Source organism: Campylobacter canadensis (genome assembly GCF_013177655.1).
GTDB classification, from domain to species: Bacteria; Campylobacterota; Campylobacteria; order Campylobacterales; family Campylobacteraceae; genus Campylobacter_E; species Campylobacter_E canadensis.
The window spans coordinates 1102921-1122598 of the sequence record NZ_CP035946.1; the positions used below are offsets into that span (position 1 = coordinate 1102921).

Annotated in this window: 19 protein-coding genes; 1 reads left to right on the plus strand and 18 read right to left on the minus strand. The window is 27.1% G+C overall.

Features of this window, described 5'->3' with window-relative positions:
- Positions 1–187: 187 nt before the first annotated feature.
- From CCANL266_RS05255 to CCANL266_RS05315, 13 genes are all read right to left on the minus strand, one after another.
- Positions 188–769, minus strand: a complete 582-nt coding sequence (locus tag CCANL266_RS05255) for a response regulator transcription factor (protein WP_172232414.1) — start codon at positions 767–769, stop codon at positions 188–190.
- The gene (locus tag CCANL266_RS05260) at positions 769–2088 is read right to left on the minus strand and encodes an HlyD family type I secretion periplasmic adaptor subunit (RefSeq protein ID WP_172232417.1); all 1320 of its coding nucleotides are present in this window, start codon (positions 2086–2088) and stop codon (positions 769–771) included. The genes CCANL266_RS05255 and CCANL266_RS05260 overlap by 1 nt, the downstream gene beginning before the upstream one ends.
- A gap of 3 nt (positions 2089–2091) precedes the next feature.
- Positions 2092–4206 (minus strand): type I secretion system permease/ATPase, encoded by a 2115-nt coding sequence (locus tag CCANL266_RS05265; RefSeq protein ID WP_172232420.1) that lies wholly within the window; start codon positions 4204–4206, stop codon positions 2092–2094.
- Positions 4207–4214: 8 nt separating this feature from the next.
- Positions 4215–6089, minus strand: coding sequence for a bifunctional diguanylate cyclase/phosphodiesterase (locus tag CCANL266_RS05270; protein WP_172232423.1), 1875 nt, complete (start codon positions 6087–6089; stop codon positions 4215–4217).
- Entirely contained in the window at positions 6086–6652 is a 567-nt protein-coding gene (locus CCANL266_RS05275; RefSeq protein WP_172232426.1) for a transglutaminase-like cysteine peptidase, read from the minus strand. Before CCANL266_RS05275 ends, CCANL266_RS05270 begins: the two co-directional genes overlap by 4 nt.
- A gap of 106 nt (positions 6653–6758) precedes the next feature.
- Positions 6759–8534 (minus strand): TolC family protein, encoded by a 1776-nt coding sequence (locus CCANL266_RS05280; protein WP_172232429.1) that lies wholly within the window; start codon positions 8532–8534, stop codon positions 6759–6761.
- 146 nt (positions 8535–8680) lie between these two features.
- Entirely contained in the window at positions 8681–8986 is a 306-nt protein-coding gene (locus CCANL266_RS05285; RefSeq protein WP_172232432.1) for a c-type cytochrome, read from the minus strand.
- A 95-nt stretch (positions 8987–9081) separates the two neighbouring features.
- Positions 9082–9453, minus strand: coding sequence for a hypothetical protein (locus tag CCANL266_RS05290; RefSeq protein WP_172232435.1), 372 nt, complete (start codon positions 9451–9453; stop codon positions 9082–9084).
- Positions 9450–9902, minus strand: a complete 453-nt coding sequence (locus tag CCANL266_RS05295; RefSeq protein WP_172232438.1) for a DUF4149 domain-containing protein — start codon at positions 9900–9902, stop codon at positions 9450–9452. Before CCANL266_RS05295 ends, CCANL266_RS05290 begins: the two co-directional genes overlap by 4 nt.
- A gap of 2 nt (positions 9903–9904) precedes the next feature.
- Positions 9905–10696, minus strand: a complete 792-nt coding sequence (locus CCANL266_RS05300) for a HemK/PrmC family methyltransferase (protein WP_172232441.1) — start codon at positions 10694–10696, stop codon at positions 9905–9907.
- Complete coding sequence (locus CCANL266_RS05305) at positions 10677–11855, minus strand: M48 family metallopeptidase (protein WP_172232444.1); 1179 nt, start codon at positions 11853–11855, stop codon at positions 10677–10679. Before CCANL266_RS05305 ends, CCANL266_RS05300 begins: the two co-directional genes overlap by 20 nt.
- Complete coding sequence (gene abc-f, locus CCANL266_RS05310) at positions 11845–13782, minus strand: ribosomal protection-like ABC-F family protein (RefSeq protein ID WP_172232447.1); 1938 nt, start codon at positions 13780–13782, stop codon at positions 11845–11847. The genes CCANL266_RS05305 and abc-f overlap by 11 nt, the downstream gene beginning before the upstream one ends.
- A gap of 50 nt (positions 13783–13832) precedes the next feature.
- Positions 13833–14402 (minus strand): YceI family protein, encoded by a 570-nt coding sequence (locus tag CCANL266_RS05315; protein WP_172232450.1) that lies wholly within the window; start codon positions 14400–14402, stop codon positions 13833–13835.
- 172 nt (positions 14403–14574) lie between these two features.
- Here CCANL266_RS05315 and CCANL266_RS05320 point away from each other — a divergent pair, with 172 nt between their 5' ends.
- Positions 14575–15192, plus strand: a complete 618-nt coding sequence (locus CCANL266_RS05320) for a thioredoxin domain-containing protein (RefSeq protein WP_172232453.1) — start codon at positions 14575–14577, stop codon at positions 15190–15192.
- Positions 15193–15203: 11 nt separating this feature from the next.
- Here CCANL266_RS05320 and CCANL266_RS05325 read toward each other — a convergent pair whose 3' ends face one another.
- Genes CCANL266_RS05325 through CCANL266_RS05345 form a run of 5 tightly spaced genes read right to left on the minus strand, consistent with a single transcriptional unit; the run spans position 15204 to position 19650 of the window.
- Positions 15204–15956, minus strand: coding sequence for a UDP-N-acetylmuramate dehydrogenase (locus CCANL266_RS05325; protein ID WP_172232456.1), 753 nt, complete (start codon positions 15954–15956; stop codon positions 15204–15206).
- Positions 15946–16233, minus strand: coding sequence for a hypothetical protein (locus CCANL266_RS05330; protein ID WP_172232459.1), 288 nt, complete (start codon positions 16231–16233; stop codon positions 15946–15948). Before CCANL266_RS05330 ends, CCANL266_RS05325 begins: the two co-directional genes overlap by 11 nt.
- Positions 16218–17432 carry a phosphopyruvate hydratase gene (gene eno / locus CCANL266_RS05335; RefSeq protein ID WP_172232462.1) on the minus strand — a complete coding sequence of 405 codons (1215 nt, stop codon included), beginning with the start codon at positions 17430–17432 and terminating at the stop codon, positions 16218–16220. The genes CCANL266_RS05330 and eno overlap by 16 nt, the downstream gene beginning before the upstream one ends.
- Positions 17413–18468, minus strand: a complete 1056-nt coding sequence (gene recA, locus CCANL266_RS05340; RefSeq protein ID WP_172232465.1) for a recombinase RecA — start codon at positions 18466–18468, stop codon at positions 17413–17415. The genes eno and recA overlap by 20 nt, the downstream gene beginning before the upstream one ends.
- A 9-nt stretch (positions 18469–18477) precedes the next feature.
- Positions 18478–19650: an MFS transporter gene (locus tag CCANL266_RS05345; RefSeq protein ID WP_172232468.1), complete on the minus strand. Its 1173-nt coding sequence runs from the start codon at positions 19648–19650 to the stop codon at positions 18478–18480.
- Positions 19651–19678: the final 28 nt, after the last annotated feature.

Consider the following 19678-nt stretch of genomic DNA (forward strand, 5'->3'; position numbering starts at 1 on the left):
TAGAATTTTTATAACAGTTTTGTTTTATTTTAAATAAAATTACAAAGTAACAACATTGTTGTTAATTTTACTAAAAATCCCCTTGCTATGCTAAATTATTCTTCTTATAAATAAAACCAAATAGTAAAAATATTTTACTCTTTTATAGCTTGTGTTTTAGCTAAAAATATATAATTTTAGCTAAAAATTACAAAGATATATTTTTTAATTTTATCATAAGTGCGATTTTGTTTTCCACACCTAGTTTTTGATAAATACTAGCACTATCGCTTTTAATAGTTCTTAGGCTAAGATTAAGATTTTGTGCTATTGCATTATTATTTAAACCATCTTTTATATATTTTACTATTTGTCTTTCTCTATCATTTAAACTTTCTAAAACAGTAGAATTATCTTCATAATTTACATTTATAAGTTTTATCATATTTAAAACAATTTCTGGTAAAAGCCAAATACCACCATTATTTACACATCTAATAGCATCAACAAAATGATTTTTTTGCATTTTTGAATTTGCATAGGCCTTTGCACCTGCTTTTAAACATTGTTGTGCTTGATTAAAGTTAGGATTTTTGCTAATAGCAATAAATTTAACCGAATTCTTGCTTAAAAATTCAATTTCATCATACATATCACTAATAACAATATTTATATTTTTAGCTAAAACTACATTAGAATTTGCAACTTCAATACATTCAAATTCACTTTCAAGCAATTCTTTTATATAAAACTTATCTTGTTTATTATCAATTAAAAGTGCGATTTGCATTATCTCTCCCTTAAAGCATTTTGTTTAGTTTTAAATATTGGTTTTAATAAATAATCTAAGATTGTTTTTTTACCTGTAATAATATCAGCTGTAACAATCATACCTACTTTTAAATCAAGCGGATGCTCATCTGTTCCTAAATGATTTTTATCAGTAACTATTCTTACTAAATAATAACTTTCCCCTTTTTCGTTGGTTTCAGTATCGGCACTAATTTGTAATACCTTACCCTTTAAACCTCCGTAAATGCTAAAATCATAAGCGCTAAATTTTAATGTAGCTGGTAAATCTTCTCTTAAAAAAGCAACATCAGCTGGCTTAACCTTAACTTCAGCGATTAACTTATCATCTAAAGGAACAATTTCAGCTATATCCATACCTGGTTTTATAACACCTGAAACGGTATGAATATTCATCTTTGAAATAATTCCATTTACTGGACTTTTTACTAAGGTTCTTTCTACTTTATCATCTAAGCCTATTTGACTTTTTGAAATTCTTGCAATTTCAGCATTCACTTCATTTAGTTCTTTTTTGCTATCATTTGTAAAACTAAGCTGTATTTCTTTTAAGGCTTCTTTTGCCTTTGGTAAGGCTATGGTTGCTTGTGAAAGCTCTCCTTGAATATCATTTACCTTTCTTTGACCTTGCAAATAATCAATCTTAGAAACACTACCTTTTTTATAAGCATCTTCAACCAATCTTTGCTCTTGCTTTGCGATATTTAAATTAGTTGTTAGATAAGATATTTTTGAATTTAATTCTTTAATTTCACTTTCTTTTTGAGAAATTTTTGCATTTAGCTGTAATTTATTTGTATTAAACAAACTTTTTTCATTGTTTAAAGCAATAGAATTTATTTTTTCTAATTCTTCTTTGCTTATCACGCCTTCATTGAAATCTTTGCTATAAGCTTGTGCAAAAAGGCGTATTTTTTTAGCTAAAAGTTCGCTTAATTTTACACCACTTTCAGCTAAAGAACTTTCAAAACTTTTATTATCAATTTTTACTAAAATTTGCCCTTTTTTAACAATATCGCCTTCTCTTACTAAAATCTCTTGAACTATACCACCTTCAAGGTTTTGAATAACTTGATTTTGACCACTAGGTATAACCTTACCTTGACCACGAGTAATCTCATCAACATTAGCAACACCCATCCATACGATTAAGCCTAAAATACACACAAGTACTAAATAAAGCATAGTTTTAGTCTTATGAGAATTCTTTGCTAAAACAGCCTGAGCTAGGCTATTCATATAAGCAATATCTTCTTTTGTGTATTCTTTAGAAATATTATTTTTATTATCTTTTTTCATATTTTAAACTCCAAGTTCATTTAATACTTTGGCTTTTGGACCATCTAAAACAACCTTACCATTATCAATAACTATTATTCTATCTACTAGGCTTAATAGTGATTGTTTGTGAGTAATTACAACTAAGGTTTTATCACTGCAAGCTTTTTTAATATTTTCTAAGACTTTTGCTTCAGTTGATGTATCAATAGAATTTGTTGGTTCATCTAAAAGTACAATAGGAGCATCTTTAATAAAGGCTCTTGCAATGGCAATGCTTTGTCTTTGCCCACCGCTTAAACCTTCACCTCTTTCATAAACAGGCATATCAAAACCTTGCGGGTGTGAATTTACAAAATCACTAACACAAGCAATATCAGCAGCCTTTACTATCTCTTCATCGCTTGCAGCTGGATTTTTATAAATAATATTTTCTCTAACACTGCCTTTAAAAAGCATAATATCTTGTGAAACATAGGCGATATGTTCTCTTAAATCAGCTGGGTCAATTTGTTCAACATCAATTCCATCAATACTAACACTACCTTTAGTAGGCTCATATAAACCTAAAATTAATTTTTCTATTGTTGTTTTACCGCTACCATTTTTTCCTATGATTGCAACTTTTTCGCCTTCTTTAATTTTAAATGTAACTGAATTTAAAGACTCTTTTTTTGCTTCTGGATAAGTAAAAGATACATTGTTAAAATCAATCTGACCGTTAAAATTATTTCTGCGTATAAATTTCTTTCCATCTGGTCTTTCTACAGGTAATTGCATAATGTCTTCTATACTTTTATAAGCGGTTTTTGTTTGCTGAAAGTTAGAAATAAGTGATGCAACCTGCCCCATAGGAGTAATAGCACGAGAACTTAAAATAACACTAGCAATAAGCCCACCCATACTAAGCTGCATATCCTTAATCATATAAACACCCATTACAACTATAGCAATAGTGTTAAATTGAACTAAAAAGCCTGTAACCATTGAAATTGAGCTTGAAAGTAATTTACTTTTAATGCTTTTTGCAGCTATTTCTCCTGTAGCTTCTTCATAAACCCATTGCGCTTGAGATGCAGCATTTAAACTTTTAATAGTTTCAAGAGTATTTAAACTTTCTACTAAAATACCATTTTTATAAGCACTTGCTTTATATGTACTTTCAATTGATTTTTGAAGTGGGTTTTTAATGCTAAAGGTATAAATTAAAATTAAAATAATCACAACAATAGGAACAACAACTAAATAACCTGCTAAAAAATATACAGTAAGTAAAAAAATCACACAAAAAGGCATATCTACAATACTAGCTATTGAAGCTGACGCAAAAAAGCTTTTTAAAGTATCAAATTCTTTTAAATTTTGTGCAAAAGAACCAACACTTTTTGGTCTTACGCTAAGCTTAATATCTAAAACCTTTTCATAAATCATTGAACTCATAATTATTTCACTTCTTTTAGAAGCATTTTCTAAAAAATAAGCTCTTACTAATTTTATAACTAAATCAAGTGCATAAACTATAAAAACCCCTATTGCAAGTACCCATAAAGTTTCTGTAGCATTATTTGGCACAACTCTATCATAAACATTCATTGTAAAAAGCGGAGAAGCTAATACAAAAAGATTTATAATAAATGATGCAATTAAAACGTCAATATAAATCCCCTTACTTCTTTTTAAAGTATCAAAAAACCAATGTGAATTTGCCTTTGCAAGTTCATCGCTATTATCATCTTTATAAGAAAATTCTTTTTTTAAATAAAAGCAATAACCTAAATATTCTTCTTCTAAAGTTTGAATGCTAATTTTTGTGCTACTTTCAAGACCTGGTAAAATAACCACAGCTTCATTATTTTCAAAAGCTTGTAAAATGCAAGCTTTTTTATCCTTTAAAACTAAAATACAAGGCAAAACTAATCTTGGAATATCAAGCAAATCTTTTTTCACCAAAGAGCTAGAATAGCCTGCCTTTTTTGCTGCTCTTGAAAAAAGCGCCTTTTTACTATTGGTTGAAAATAATTCAACCATACCGCTATTTTTATCCACAGGTAAACCTGCTGTAAGTGCTTGGGCACTATAAGGATTTTTATTTAAATGCGTAAAAAGCACTAAACATTCTAATAATTCATTTGTATGCATAACGCCCCCTATTTAATTTCGCTTATATATCTACCTTGCATATATTCTATGCCGATTTTTTGTAATTTTTCTTTTTGTTCTGAATTTTCTATTCCTATTGCAATAATTTTTACTCCTTTAGAATTTATAATTGTTTGCATAGCGTTTTTTGCTCCGCTTGTATTATTGTCTTCTAATAAATCTAAAAGCATACTTGCTTGAATTTTTAAATAACTTACATTTAATTCATTTAAAGCAAGTAAGTATTCTTTATTTAAAGCAAAGTGGTCTAAACCTAAAGATATGTTAAATTGTTTAATAAACTTAACAAAAGCAACTAAATCACTAATATTAATTAATGAATTCATAGCAAGTTCAAAATAAATTTTTTGATTTACATTTTTATTTTTTAGAATTTTTTGTAGTAGCTTATAATTTTTTTCTTTAATTAAATCATTTGAGATATTTATTGCAATTGGTGCATAAAATTCATTAGAAATCGCCTTGCTTAATACATACATATCAAGCTCTTCGTTAATATTTAAAGCACTAACAATAGGCATAAAAAATGAAGCACTCATAAGCTCACCATTTAATTTTAATCTTAAATACAATTCAGAATGAAGCAATTCAACATTACTTAAAACATCTTGTTGAACAAAGCAAAACTCATCATTATTCATAGCATTTAAAATAAAGTCTTTATACTCTTGCTTTCCTAATAAAAGCTCGTTTTCTGCTATATTTTCTTCAATACTAAAATTATTTTTTGCTCTAAGTAATAAATGGTCAATTCTTACTAATAATTCGTTGTATTTAATTTTATCAAAATATGCTAAAGCAGCATTTACCTTAAATTCACTTGAATCTAAATTATATTTTTCAAATAATTCTTTTACAAGCTCAATTACATTGATACATTCTCTTTTAAATTCTTGTCTATTTTTGCTTAAAATAGCAAAATCATTCTCATTTAAAATAAAAACATTTTCTTTTTCATAAGTTTTTAAAACAGCAGCAAGTTCGTTAAAAAAATTAAGCGCTTTTGCAAAACCTAAAATCTTTTTCACATTGTAAGTTTCTTTAATGCTTAAAACAAATAAAAAACCATTTGAATATTCTTCACTATTTAAATTTTGCTCATATTGATTAATAAAATATCTACGATTATATAAATTAGTTCTTTCATCTTTATATAAAAGCTCATTATATCTATCAATAGTTCCTGCTTCTCTTTCAAAAATATCTCTAACCTTTCCTACCATTGAGTTCATAGCCTGAACCATCTTTTTTACTTCTTGGGTAAAAGGTAACTTATCTTGAACAATAAAAATATTTTCTAATATAGCTTCTGCTTGTTGTCTTACTAATTCTAACGGTCTAAATAAAGCTTTTAAAGCAAAAAATACAAAAATCAAACTTAAAGCACAAATTATACCTAAACTAATAAATAAATCTTTTAAAGTAGTATAAAGTTGCTCGTATGCAAAAACTGGGCTAATTTGCACAATTAAAGTACCTATTTTATTCCATTGTCTAATCTCAAATTCAACACTTGGTGGAGTAAAATCAACTAAATCTATAAACCATTTACTTACTCCGTAATAAGCGTGTTCTTCTAATTTTCTATCATAAATAATATTAGAATTTGCATCAAGAAATTTTATCTGTTCATAAACACCACTATCAAAAATAGCATTAATTAATAATCCAACACTATCTGGAGTAATTTCTGATAAAGTAGAAATTGATAAGCCCAAAGACTTTGCAGTATGTTCTGCATTTATTTGCAGTTGGGTTTGAATAAAATCATTTGATGTTTTATAGTCTTTTATCGCCACAATTCCTAAAATTATAAAAATGAAAAGTACTGAACCAATTAAAATTTGCTTAAATAATGTCATAAATCACCCTTTTTTAATTTTTCTAAATATTTTGCCCATTCCTTTGTGTATTTAGATGATTTTGCTGAAATTTTTCCTGTTGATGCTTGTTGTGCTAAAAATAAATCCTTAGCATTGAAAGCTAAAACCGGCTTTAAATCAGGTCTATTATTTGCTCTTCTTATATTGTTTGTATTACTATCTAAAATAAAAGGAATTGAATCTTGGTTCTCATAATAAGCTAAAACCATATGCGCAATCCATTTTCCATTTAAATTTGCATAAACATAAGTAAAGAACAATTTATTTTCATCAACACCTAAATCAAGTAAGGTAAAATACTTTGCAATTACAAAATCTTCACAATCTCCAAGCCCCTTGCCTAAAGACTCAAATCTATTTGCCCAGTAATCAACCTTACCCCACACTTGCATATCATCAGCCCATTTGATTATAGTTGAGTCGTTAAAAAATTCATTTACTTTTAATAGTTTTACACCCTCTTCTTTTCCTACCAACTCATTCATAAGCTTGTCAAGTCTTTCTAGTCTAACAACGCCTTGTTGTCCGTACTGCCTTTTCATATTTTCATATGTTTGCGGCTTAATAAAAGAAGAACTTGATAAATTTATTACAAAAAAGAGAGTAATTAATACTCTCTTAATATTGCCTTTAAACATAAAATTTTAATTATTTTACATCATTAATTGAACACGCAAATGTAATAAAATTCTTTGCATATCCATTTACAAAAGTATCAGTTAAAACACCTAAATTATTTAACATCTTATATTGCGCTAAAACATAAGCATTGTGAGTGCTTGTGTATTCACGAACTGAACTAAAATATTCGCTTTGTGCATCTAAAAGATTAATTAAATCTCTTTTTCCAAGTTTAAATTCATCTTCATAAGTATCTAAAGTTTCTTTAGCATAATCAACATATTGTTTTAAATAATCTAATTTTTCTTTGTTAATTACATAAGAATTAAATGCAAAAGAATTGCTTTCTTCTAATTCACGCTTTGTATTTTCTAATGAATTAATTCCTGAAAGTTGTGAAAGTTTAGCTTTTTCAAGATTTAATTTATCTTGAGTTTTGTTAAATAGATTATATGAAAAGTTAAGCGCTGCTATGCCTTGAGTTTGATTATATTTATCTGAGTCAATATTTTTTCTTGCAATATCACTTTTTTCATATTTACCGCTTAAACTTAAATCTAACTTAGGCATCATATTAGATTTACTTGCTTCATAAGCATAGCCTAAAGCCTTAGAATTTTCTTCTTGAATTTTTAAACTCGGGCTGCATTTGTAGCTTAAAGTATCAAAGCTGTTTAAATCTTGCGGAATAACAAAATTAGCTTCAACATTTGCTAAAGAATTAGCATCAATGCTTTGACCATAGTATTTTTTAAATGAATTTAACGCATCATCTAAGTCATTTTTTGCTGCTAATAAATTACTTTTTGCTAATGCTAAACGACTTCCTGCTTGTTTTTCTTCACTTGGGCGTGCATAGCCTGTTTTTGTTCTATCTTTGATTAAAGAATAAATTTTTTCATGTTCGCTAACATTTTGCTCTGCAATATCAACTAAAACTTTTGCTTTAATAACTGCAGCATAAGCACTAACAACAGAATATGTTAATTCGTTTGAATTTTGAATTAAATTATAAGCTGCTGCATTTGTTGTATGGCTTTGTTGTGATTGAGTATTTACATCATAACCACCATTAAATAAATTTTCATTTAAAACTAAAGATGCGTCATATAATCCGCCTTTACTTTTTGTTTTGTTTTCTATATTTGGTTTTTTAGAAATTGTATTATAACTTGCATTAGCATATAAATTTAATGTTGGATAATAAACTGAATTAGCAATATCTAAATCTTTTGCTGATTTTAAATACTCGTTTTTAATATTTAAAATATTTGGATTATTAGCTAAAACATCTTTTACCACTGCTTCTAAGCTTAAACTTCCATTTCCATTGTAAGTAAATAAATTACCCTTAGAAGTGTTTGCTTTATCTAAACTATCTAAAAATGATGAAGTTTTTGTACTTTCTGGTTGAACAACTACTGCAGGTGCTTCACTTGATGGATTTAAAACTTCTAATTCTTGCTTACCTTCTGCAAAAGTTGGCTCTTCTCCTGGTTTTTTAGCTATAACATAAGCATCTTTGTATTTTGTATTTTTTCTAATTACATCTCTAATAGCTCTTGCTTTCTTTGCACTCATATCTGCTGTTTCAGCAACAACAGTATAATGACTACCACTCATTCTATTTTTAACTACTACTTCGTTTGCATATTCGCTATTTTTAATAGCCTCTGAAACTTGATTGTATGCTTTTACTAATTGCGTTTCGTTATTATGGCTTAGTGAAATTGCAAAGATATTATATTCACTTGCATTTAAAAAACTCAGCGCTACTGCTGATAAAACGATGGTTTTTTTCATAATTTTCCTTTGATTTTTGATAAAATGCCGTGATTTTATATAATAAAGTTTAAAATTTAATTAAAATAAGCAAGTATAAGAAGAATTCTTCTTAAGTTAATAAAAACTCAAGAAGATATTTAACTTTCTTTAAAAATTATTAAAAATTATTTTTTTAAAGAAACAATATAAGCAGCTAAAGCATTAATATCATCATCACTTAGTTTAGCAGCTTGAATTTCCATAGTTTTTTTAGCTTTACCGCCAAAAGTTTTAGCTCTATATCCCTTTAAAGCTTCAACTATTTCTTGTTCGCTTAATGTTACTGATGCAACCTCACCACCTGGTGGAACCTTGCTTGCATCTTTTCCATGACAGGCAATACATTTTTTAAATAATGTAGCACCATCAGCTGCATAAGCACCACTAGCTAGCATACTAGCAACTAGGCAAGAATAAATAATCTTTTTCATGACTTACTCCTTTTAAAAATTTGGATTGAAAGAATAGGACAAAATATTAAACAAAAAATAATCTAAATTAAGAATTATAAAAAATTCTTAATTGATTATGCTAATAATTTTGCCATATCCTGACTTAATTGAATGTTTGAATGTGCATTTTTAAAATTATCTAAAAATTTATCATTAAGTTTAGAAAAATCTTCGTTTTTAAATTTATCACTTTCAATTTTTAAAGCATTATTTATTTCATCTAAGCTTTTAACCGAGTTTGTATTGTTTGATAAATTCTTTTGCAAATCAGATTGTAAACTTAAAACATCTTGGTATTTTCTACTTCCTATTTTTTCTTCATGTGGATTTAAAGCCTCATTAGAAAGCTCATCATTATTTACTTGTGTATTTTGTGTATTATCCTTATCTTTTACGCCTGTTGAAGAATAATATAACTCACTTGTAATACCTGAATTAACTCTCATTTTGAACTCCTTATCTTTGTAAAAAATAAACATAGCTGCATTATAACAATTATTTTAAAACAAAGCTCACTTTCTTTGTGAATTTTAATAAATTCTGTACTATTTGTAACAATTTCACCCATTTTTTGCATATTAATAATATTTGCATTGTAGTAAAAATTAAAAATTAAAGCTGCTATTAAAACTAACAAGCTTAAAATTATTCTAAAAATTTTTAACTTAAATGAGCATTTATTAAATATTTCAAAAAACAATGAAAACACACTTATAGCTATTAAAACATAAGCATATTTAATAAATATGCCGCTCATAATCAACCCGCTTTGAAATTTGCTTAAATTAAGTAATTCTTGATTTGCAGGATAAAAAATACAAGGAGCAACTATAATTCCAGCAAAAAGTGAAACACAAATAACACCAGCTAATAAAAATAAATACAATTTATACAAAATCAAATCCTTTCTGCAACAAAGGCTCTATAATAAGAACTTAAATCCTTAAAAAAAATCGCTTTATAGCCCTTGCTTTCTAAATGTTTTTTTAATATATCTTTTTGGTCATATCCAAATTCACAAGCTAAAAATTTTACCTTATTTATAGCTGCTTTATTAATAATATCAAATAAAATTTCGCTACCAAGTTCGCCACCAAATAAAGCTTCTTTTGGCTCTTTTAATACAAATTCATCAAGCTTATAATCATTAGCAATATAAGGAGGATTTGATACTATAAAATCATATTTAGAAAAATCTACATTTTTGTAATCTTCTATAAAAAAATTTACATTTGCCTTGTGCAATAAAGCATTTTTTTTTGCAAGACTTAAAGCCTTTTTGTTTATATCACAAGCATCTATTTTTGCCTTTAAATTCAAACTTAAAATAATACTTATAATTGCACTACCAAAGCCGATTTCTAAAATGTTATTTATATTTTTATCTCTTGCAAATTCTATACTTGCATTGATTAAAATTTGTGTATCTTCTCTAGGAATTAAAACTCCTTTTTTACAATAAAATAACATATCATTAATATAAGTGTGTTGGAAAATATATTGCAAGGGAATATTTTTTTTATACAAAGCAGCTATTTTAAAAATATCCCTACATTCTTTATTGCTAAGCTCTTTTGAAAAAGCACTATATTCAAGCAAATCAATGTTTAAATACTGCATTATTATATTTCTTGCAGTATTTAAATCAACTATTTTTTTTAATTCTTGCTTAAGCTCTAGTAAGTGCATTTATTCTCTTTTTTAAATTTGGATGAGAGCAATTTATACACTCGTATAAAAAATTATGGTCTAAAAGAGCTTTATTTTTTATACATAATATTTTTAAAGCTTCAATCATATCTTCTTTACTTGTAAGTTCTGCTCCATATTTATCAGCATTAAATTCTTTTTTCCTTGATAAATAATTTGTAATTATCGAGATAAAAATATCAAAAAACACCATTAAAAATACAAAACTTAAAATCTTTGAAGATAAATAAGATTCTAAATGAATTTCTTTTGAAATAATAGGCTCTAATAAAGAAACAAAATAAAGACTAATAAATAATAAAATAAATGAAACTATAAGTCCTGAATAAATATCTTTATTTTTAAAATGACCTAATTCATGCCCTAAAACAGCAAGAATTTGTCTTTTTTTCATAGCCTGTATTAAAGTATCATATAAAACAACTTTCTTGCTAGAAAAAAGCCCAGCAAAATAAGCATTTAAACGCTTATCATTTTTACTTGCATCAATACTATAAACCCCTTTACTAACAAAGCCACATCTACTTAATAAAGCATTTATATCTTCGCTTAATTCCCCATCAACTAAGCTAAGTTTATTAAATATTGGAACAATAAAATTAGGATAAACAATAGTAGCGACAATTGAAAAAATAATCATTACTAAAAAAGCACCAATGTACCAATATTGCACTAAAAGCCTAATGCACAATAAAAGTATAAATAATATTATAGAACCAAAAACAGCACTTAAAATAATAGATTTTAAGCTATCTTTAAAAAACATTGCTCTATTTTTATTATTAAAACCACTTTTTTCATTTAAAACAAAGGTTTCATAATAATTTGACAATATTGTAAATAGCATTAAAGATAAAAAATAAATTGCCAAAATAGCAAATTCATTAAAAAGTGTGGAATTATCATAAATACTTGCTAATTGCTTAAAAATAAAAAGCACAAAAACAATATTTATAAAATATGTAATAAAAGAATTAAAAACATTATATTTTAGCTTATTTAAAGCTATTTGTTTAAATTCTTTAAACTCAACCTCGCTTAAAAAATCCTTTGAGCTTTTATATTTTATGTGTTTTATTTCTAAAAGATTTAAAAATAAAGTAAATATAAAGGCTATGCTTATTAAACTAACTAACATCATTTTGTATTTCCTCTTGTAATTGTAGAACTTCGTAATATTCCTCTTCTAGTTTATCTAGTTTATTTTTTGCTTCATCAAGCTCTTTGCTTAGTTCAACTATGCCGTATTTTTCATATTTTTCTTTGTCGCTTAAATAAGAATTTAAAATTTTAATTTGCTTTTCTAATTCAGCAATCTTATCAGGATGATTATTTAAAATTTCATTTTGTTTATATGATAGTTTTTTACTCTTTGTTCTAGTCTTTTGCTCTTTTACAATACTTTCATCTTTTATCTCTTCATTGATTTCTTTGATTTCATCTAAAACATCTAGTAATTCACTAAAAGACATTGTTTCAATATTAATCTTCTCATCATAAAAAGCAAAAAGCATAGTAGCTAATCTATCTGTAAAATATCTATCGTGGCTAACAAAGATTAAAGCTCCATTAAACTCACTTAAATGCTGCTCTAAAATATTAATGGTTGCTATATCTAAATCATTTGTTGGTTCATCTAAAATTAAAACTTCATACTCTTTAGTAAAAAGTTTTGCTAAAGCAATGCGTGATTTTTCGCCGCCGCTTAACGAACCTATTTTGTAGCTTAATTGCTCTTTTGGAAACAAAAATTTTTTCAAATATCCATAAACATGCATATTATTTCCACGCACATTGACCCTATCTCCACCGTTTGGACAAAAATACTCAATTAGGGTCTTATCATCATCAAGTTCGCTCTTTTTTTGATCAAAATAACCTATTTGAAAATCTCCTTTTTTAATAAAACCATTACTAGCTTGTAACTTCCCTAGTAAAAGTTGTAAAAAACTTGACTTTCCACAGCCATTCTTTCCAACAATAGCAATTCTTTGTCCTTGGATAATCCTTGTAGTAAAATTATCAAAAAGCTTTTTATTACCAAGCTTTAACGATAAATCATTAATTTCAAAAAGCATTTTTTTCTTGTTTAAAATTAAGGAATTTGTTTTAAGCTGCATTGCACTAGAAAGCTCTGTTTTTAAACGATTAATTAGGCTTGGATTTTTCTTAGCCTCTTCACGCATTTTAAAAATTCTTTCTTTTCTTCCTTCATTTCTTTTAAGTCTTGCCTTAACGCCTCTTCTAAGCCATTCTTCTTCGGCTTTTAGTTGCTTTATTAAGGTTTCATAACTTTTATTTAAACTAGCTAAAATATCTGCTTTTTGTTCTAAATATTGAGTGTAGCCGCCTTTAAATTCTTTAATGCTTGCATCTTCTATTTCTATACATTTATTGGCAACACTATCAATAAAATATCTATCGTGACTAATAAACAACACAGATTTTTTACTATTTTTTAGCATATTTTCAATAAATCTGCACATATTTACATCAAGATGATTTGTAGGCTCATCTAAAATTAAAATATCAGGATTTTTTAACAATAAACAGGCTAATGAAAGTCTTCTTAACTCTCCACCGCTTAGACTATGTATATTTTGATTAATTAAATCATCTAATTCTAATTCTTTTGTGATTTTTTTTATTTTATTATCTATACTCCAAGCTTCTAAACTATCAATTTCATTACTAAGTCTTGCAATCTCATTTAACAAAAAGGTATTAGTAGTATCTTTTTGTAATTTGATATTCATTTCATTATATGCGTTAATGGTATCAAAAATATATGAAAGTTCTTTTTTTATATATTCATCAACACTATTAACATCACTTATTTCTACACTTTGCGATAAAATCTCTATTTTCAAATTTGATGAAACGATTATTCTACCACTATCAGCTTCAATTTGCTTTGTTAAAATCTTTAAAAATGTTGATTTTCCAGCACCATTTTTACCAATAATTGCAACTTTTTCACCAGAATTTAAAGAAAAATTTACATTTTTTAAAATTACTTTTTCACCATAATTTTTACTAATATCAATTAAATCTACTAAAAGCAAGAATAACCTTTATATAAAGAGACCAAAAGGTCTCTTAAAATTTAAAATAATTATTTTACATCAACATCAAATGAAATTTCAACTTCTTCGTGAGTAACTTTTCCATGTAAAGCTGAAATTACTTTATCAGTTGATAATGCTGTGTAAGCTGCTGCTAAATTAAAATCATTTTTCATATTAATTACACCGCTTACAACTAATTTTGAATCTTCTACTTTATAAGTCATAGCAACTTCTTTACTAACACCATTAAATGTAATTACAGCAGTTGCATTACCTGAAATATCATCACCTTTTACATCTTTTAAAGTTGCTGTGATTTTACTATCACTTAAAGCTGCGATGAATGTTCTGTGAATATTTTTTTCACGAACCTTATCCTTTGTGTTTTCATCAGCAAAATCCATTGTTGCACTAGCACCTTCTAATATTTGTGCTACTGAACCATTTGTAGTTTTAAATGTATATTTTGCATTATCAATAACACCAGGAACAGCTACTTTAGTTTTTAGTTTAAAACCCTTAAAATGGGTTACAACACTGTTTGCATCAATTTCTAAAGCAGATAAATTAGCACTTAAAAAAGCAAGTGCTGCCATTGAAAATAAAACTTTTTTCATTTATTTCTCCTTGTTTAAGATAAAAGGCTAATTATATAGCAAAAAATTAATGAGTACTGATTTTTAATTATTTTTTTTAATAAAATATATAATAATCACTATTATATTTGCTTTAAAAAATATTAAAAAATAAAATATAAAATCTTAGTTTATTTTTAAAAAAAGGACTAAAATGAGAAAAATATTTATTTATTTAGCTTTATGCTGTGCTTTATTTGCAAATGAAGCAAAATACTATGAATTAAAAAGCCCACTAAACAATAAAGAAAACTCTTTAATAGAAATTTTTTCTTACTCTTGCATTCACTGTTATGCACATTTTAAAGAAAAAACATTAGAAAAAATTCACTCAAAATTACCTAATTTACACATTGAATACAAGGTTGTAAAAAGCTGGGATTTATTTGCAAATAGACTAGCTCTTATCTTAGCTTACGCAAAATATAAAGATGAGCAAAATAATGCTAATTTTAGCAACGGACTTTATGCAAAGATAATTCAAAGTTATTTCAATGAAGTTTTTATAAAAAAGAATAATTTTAATAATAATGTAAATAATTTTGAAAAAATTGGCTTAAATATTCTAAAAATCAGTAAAAAGCAACTAGAAAAATTTAAAACTAGCAATATCGCTCAAGGTATTTTAAACGACTTAGATAAAAGTGATGCAATAGCTAATGAATATGGCACACCAAGCTTTATTGTAAATGGAAAATACATAATAAATCTTAATGCGGTTCATAGTGTTGATGATTTTGTAAATATTATTAATGAAATAAATGAAAAATAAGCCTTTGTGGCTTATTTTAAAATAACAACTTCAGGAATTAGCTCAATGCTAAATTCTTTAAAAACTTTTTCTTTACATAGTTCAATTAAGCTATAAGCATCATCAAAACTAGCCTTATTAAAATTAATTAAAAAATTAGCGTGTTTTTCACTGATTTTAGCCCCACCAATGCAAAAGCCTTTTAAATTGCATTTATCAATTAAATACCCAGCACTATAATTTTGCGGATTTTTAAAAATAGAACCAAAACTAGCTCCGCTTGGCTGATTTGCTCTCATATTTTTAAAAAGTTCAAGCTTTTCTAAACTAAAAGAATTTTCTTTTTTTAATTTTACTGCAAAAATATGCCCTGTAATATCACTACACCTATATGAAAAATTAGCACCTTGCCACACACCATCAATATTAAGTTCTAAGATATAATTAGCTATTTCAAATTCTTTCATTCCTGCATTCATTTTGCAAAGTCCGCCCATTTGACCTGGTAATGAACTTAAAAATTCAAAATTAGCAATATCATTCTTTTTAGCGTATTTATATAAATCATAAGCCTTAGTTTTTGCACCTACTTCTAAATAGTCTTTACAATCTTTAATATAAGCAAACTTATCATCTAAAATTGCTAAATTACTAGCATTATTTATTAGCATATTTGAAGCAAGTCCTATTAAATAATAATCGCTCTTACAAGCTTCTTTTAAGACTGCGACTTCAATCTTATTACCAATATTTACGCTTGAATACTTTGAAAAATCAATTATCATAATCGCCCTGTATGCTTAATAGCTCAAAATAATCTTTTTGTAATTTTGCATTTTCTTGATTTAGTTTATAAATTTGATTTTGCAAAGCATTTGTCCTTTCATTTAAATCTTGCAGCACCTCAACTGAAGAATTTCCAAAAAAAATTAAACCAAAATAAATTCCAAAAAAAACTGCAATAACAATCACAAAAAAGGCTTGTAAAATTAAGCCTTTTTTGCTTTCTTTTTTATAATTTATTTCATTTATTTTTGCTTGAGTTTCTAAAAGCTCTTGCATAAATGCTCAATTTCTAAAAGTCTATTATATTTTGCTGTTCTTTCGCCTCTTGCAGGTGCTCCTGTTTTAATATATTTGCAGCACATTGAAAAATCAGCTATAAAACTATCTTCGCTCTCTCCACTTCTGTGCGACATAATACAATTATAATTATTTTTCTTAGCTAAAGTAATTGCATCAATTGTTTGAGAAATTGTACCTATTTGATTAGGTTTAATTAAAATTGCATTTGCTAAACCTTCATCAATGCCCTTTTGCAACAATTTTACATTAGTAACAAATAAATCATCGCCAACTAATTGAACCTTATTTTTAAGTTTAGCGCTTAAATGCTTCCAGCCTTCATAATCTTCTTCTGCTAAAGCATCTTCAATACTTAAAATAGGATATTTATTTACTAGCTTTTCATAAATTTCACTCATTTGCTCATAGCTTTTTTTGTCATTTTCATAAGTATAAAAACCATCTTTATAAAATTCGCTAGATGCAACATCTAATGCTAAGCTTATTTTACCACTAAAACCAGCTTTATTAATTGCTTCAAGTAATAATTCAATTGCTTCTTCATTAGACGATAAATTAGGTGCAAAACCACCCTCGTCTCCTAATGCAGTATTTAAACCTTTTTGTTTTAAAATATTTTTTAAAGTATGGTATGTTATTGCGCTTGCAAACAACTTTTCTTTAAAACTTTCAAAACCAGTTGGAAGTAGCATAAATTCTTGAATGTCAATATTATTATCTGCGTGTGCTCCACCATTTAAAACATTTAGCATAGGGGTTGGAAATTCATAAAACTGACCGCATAAATATTCATATAAAGCTAAATTATGTGCTTTTGCTGCAAGCTTTGCAATGGCCATTGAAATACCTAAAGTTGCATTCGCTCCAACACTAGAATAATTACTAGTTCCATCAACCTTTAACAAATGTTCATCAATTAATCTTTGCTCATCTACTCTTAAGCCTAAAATACCTGCTGATAATGCTTTTACATTATTAACCGCCTTTTGTACTCTTTTGCCAAAAAATTCATTTGTACCATCTCTTAATTCTAAAGCTTCATTAATTCCAGTACTTGCTCCACTTGGCACAATAGCACTAGCGCTTAAACCATTATCTAAACTTGCAATAACTTTAACCGTTGGGTTTGCCCTACTATCAAGCACTTCTAGTGCATCAATCTTCGCTATCTTCACTTACTTCTCCTTCATAATTTAAATTGTTTTCGTTCATTTTGTTTCTAATTTTATCTGCTATTTCATCAGCAATTTGCTTATTTTCTTTTAAAAAAGTTTTAGCATTTTCTCTACCTTGCCCTAATTTAGAGCCTTCATAGCTAAGCCAAGCTCCACTTTTTTCAACAATATCAAATTTAACACCATAATCAATTAATTCGCCTTCATAGCTAATTCCTTGACCATACATAATATCAAATTCAGCAGTTTTAAATGGTGGTGCAACTTTATTTTTTACAACTTTTGCCTTTGTTCTATTTCCTATTGGTTCTTCACCTTGTTTTAATGTAGCTATTTTTCTAATATCAATTCTTACACTAGCATAGAATTTTAAGGCATTTCCGCCTGTTGTTGTCTCTGGAGAACCATAGCCCATCTGACCTATTTTCATACGAATTTGATTAATAAAAATAACCATTGAACCCATTTTTGAAATAACTGCAGTAAGCTTTCTTAAAGCCTGACTCATTAATCTTGCTTGAAGTCCTACATGAGTATCTCCCATCTCTCCTTCAATTTCAGCTTTTGGAGTAAGTGCAGCAACGCTATCAACTATTATTACCTCTACCGCACCGCTACTTGCTAAACGCTCAACTATTTCTAAAGCCTCTTCTCCGCTGTTTGGTTGAGAAAATAATAAATTATCCATATCAACACCTAAAATCTTTGCATAAACAGGGTCAAGTGCATGTTCAGCATCAATAAAAGCACAAGTTAAACCACTTTTTTGTGCTTGAGCGATAATTTGCAAGGTTAAAGTAGTTTTTCCACTACTTTCAGGTCCATAAATTTCAATTATTCTTCCTTTAGGAACACCACCAATTCCTAACGCAATATCAAGCCCTAAAGAACCTGTGCTAATAGGCTCAACTTTTACAACTGGCTTATCTCCATATCTAATAATAGCACCTTCGCCACAAGCTTTATTGATACTTTTTAAAGCTGCTTCTAGTGCTTTTTGCTTATCATCACTAACGCTTTCTTTAACCTTAGCCATTGTTTTCCTTTACTTTGAATTTAATTTGATTTTTACCCTAAAATTATAAATAAATAAGCATAATGCAATTAAAGCTGCAATTAAAAACGCATCTCTTGGGTGATGTAGATTAAATAAGCGCATAAATATTTCATCAATAAATGGCGAACAAAACTGCCCTGAAAAAACACAAGCACTTGCAATTGCCATATTTGTTGAAAGAGCAGATTTTTTACTTTTTATTGATATTTGAGAAAATGCAAAAGGCATTAAAATTCCTACCGCACTTCCGTTGAAAAAACAAGCTATTATTCCAATAATTAGCATTAAATTTAAATTAAAAACATAGTAATTTTCACTAAATCTTATTGAAAATAACAAAAATGCAATTAAAAAACCTAATGCACCTATATATCTAATTTTTTCTTTTACAATAGAAAAAAGTTTTGAGAATTTAAAAGACACAAAGGCTCCGCAAATTCCTGAACTACCCATTAAAATACCAATGAAACTAGGGTTTATTAATTTTTCTTTTTCATAGATAATTGAAAAATTATTTGTAAAATTAAAAAATAAAACTTGAGTTAAAAATAAAGAAATATAAAAAGGATAAATTATTTTTAAATTTCTTTTATCAAGCTCTTTGTGTGTATTTGATAGCATAACCTTTGGTAAATATGTTATATTTAATAAAAAAATAAAAATAACAAAAAAATAAATTAAAAAAGAAAACTGCCAAGAAAGTGAAGCTAAAAATCCCGAAATGCTAACAGTTATAACAGCCCCTAATTGATTGCACATTCCGCTTAAGCTCATTAGCTTTACTTGTTCGTGTTTTTCAAACAAAATCCCAATCAAAGAAACACTAAGCGGTGTTAAAAAACCTGCTCCAATTCCTAATATTGCCCTAGAAATTAATATTAAATAAATATTATTTAAAAAGTAAGGAAAAACTCCACCTACTAAAAACAAACAAAAACCAATCATTGCTATATATTTTGCGTTTATAATTTTTGATAACTTTGCAAAAATAAAGGAAGTAAAAATAATCATAATTGATGGTATAGTAATAATAAGTTTTATCATTATCTCTGCTTCATTACTAAAATATTTTGCAATTAAACCTAAGGCTGGAGAAACCGCAGCTCCGCTAGTAACAGTAGCTAAAGATATGCTTAAAACACTAAGTTTTAACATATTCATAATTTTTCCTTGTTGCTTTTTTATTTGT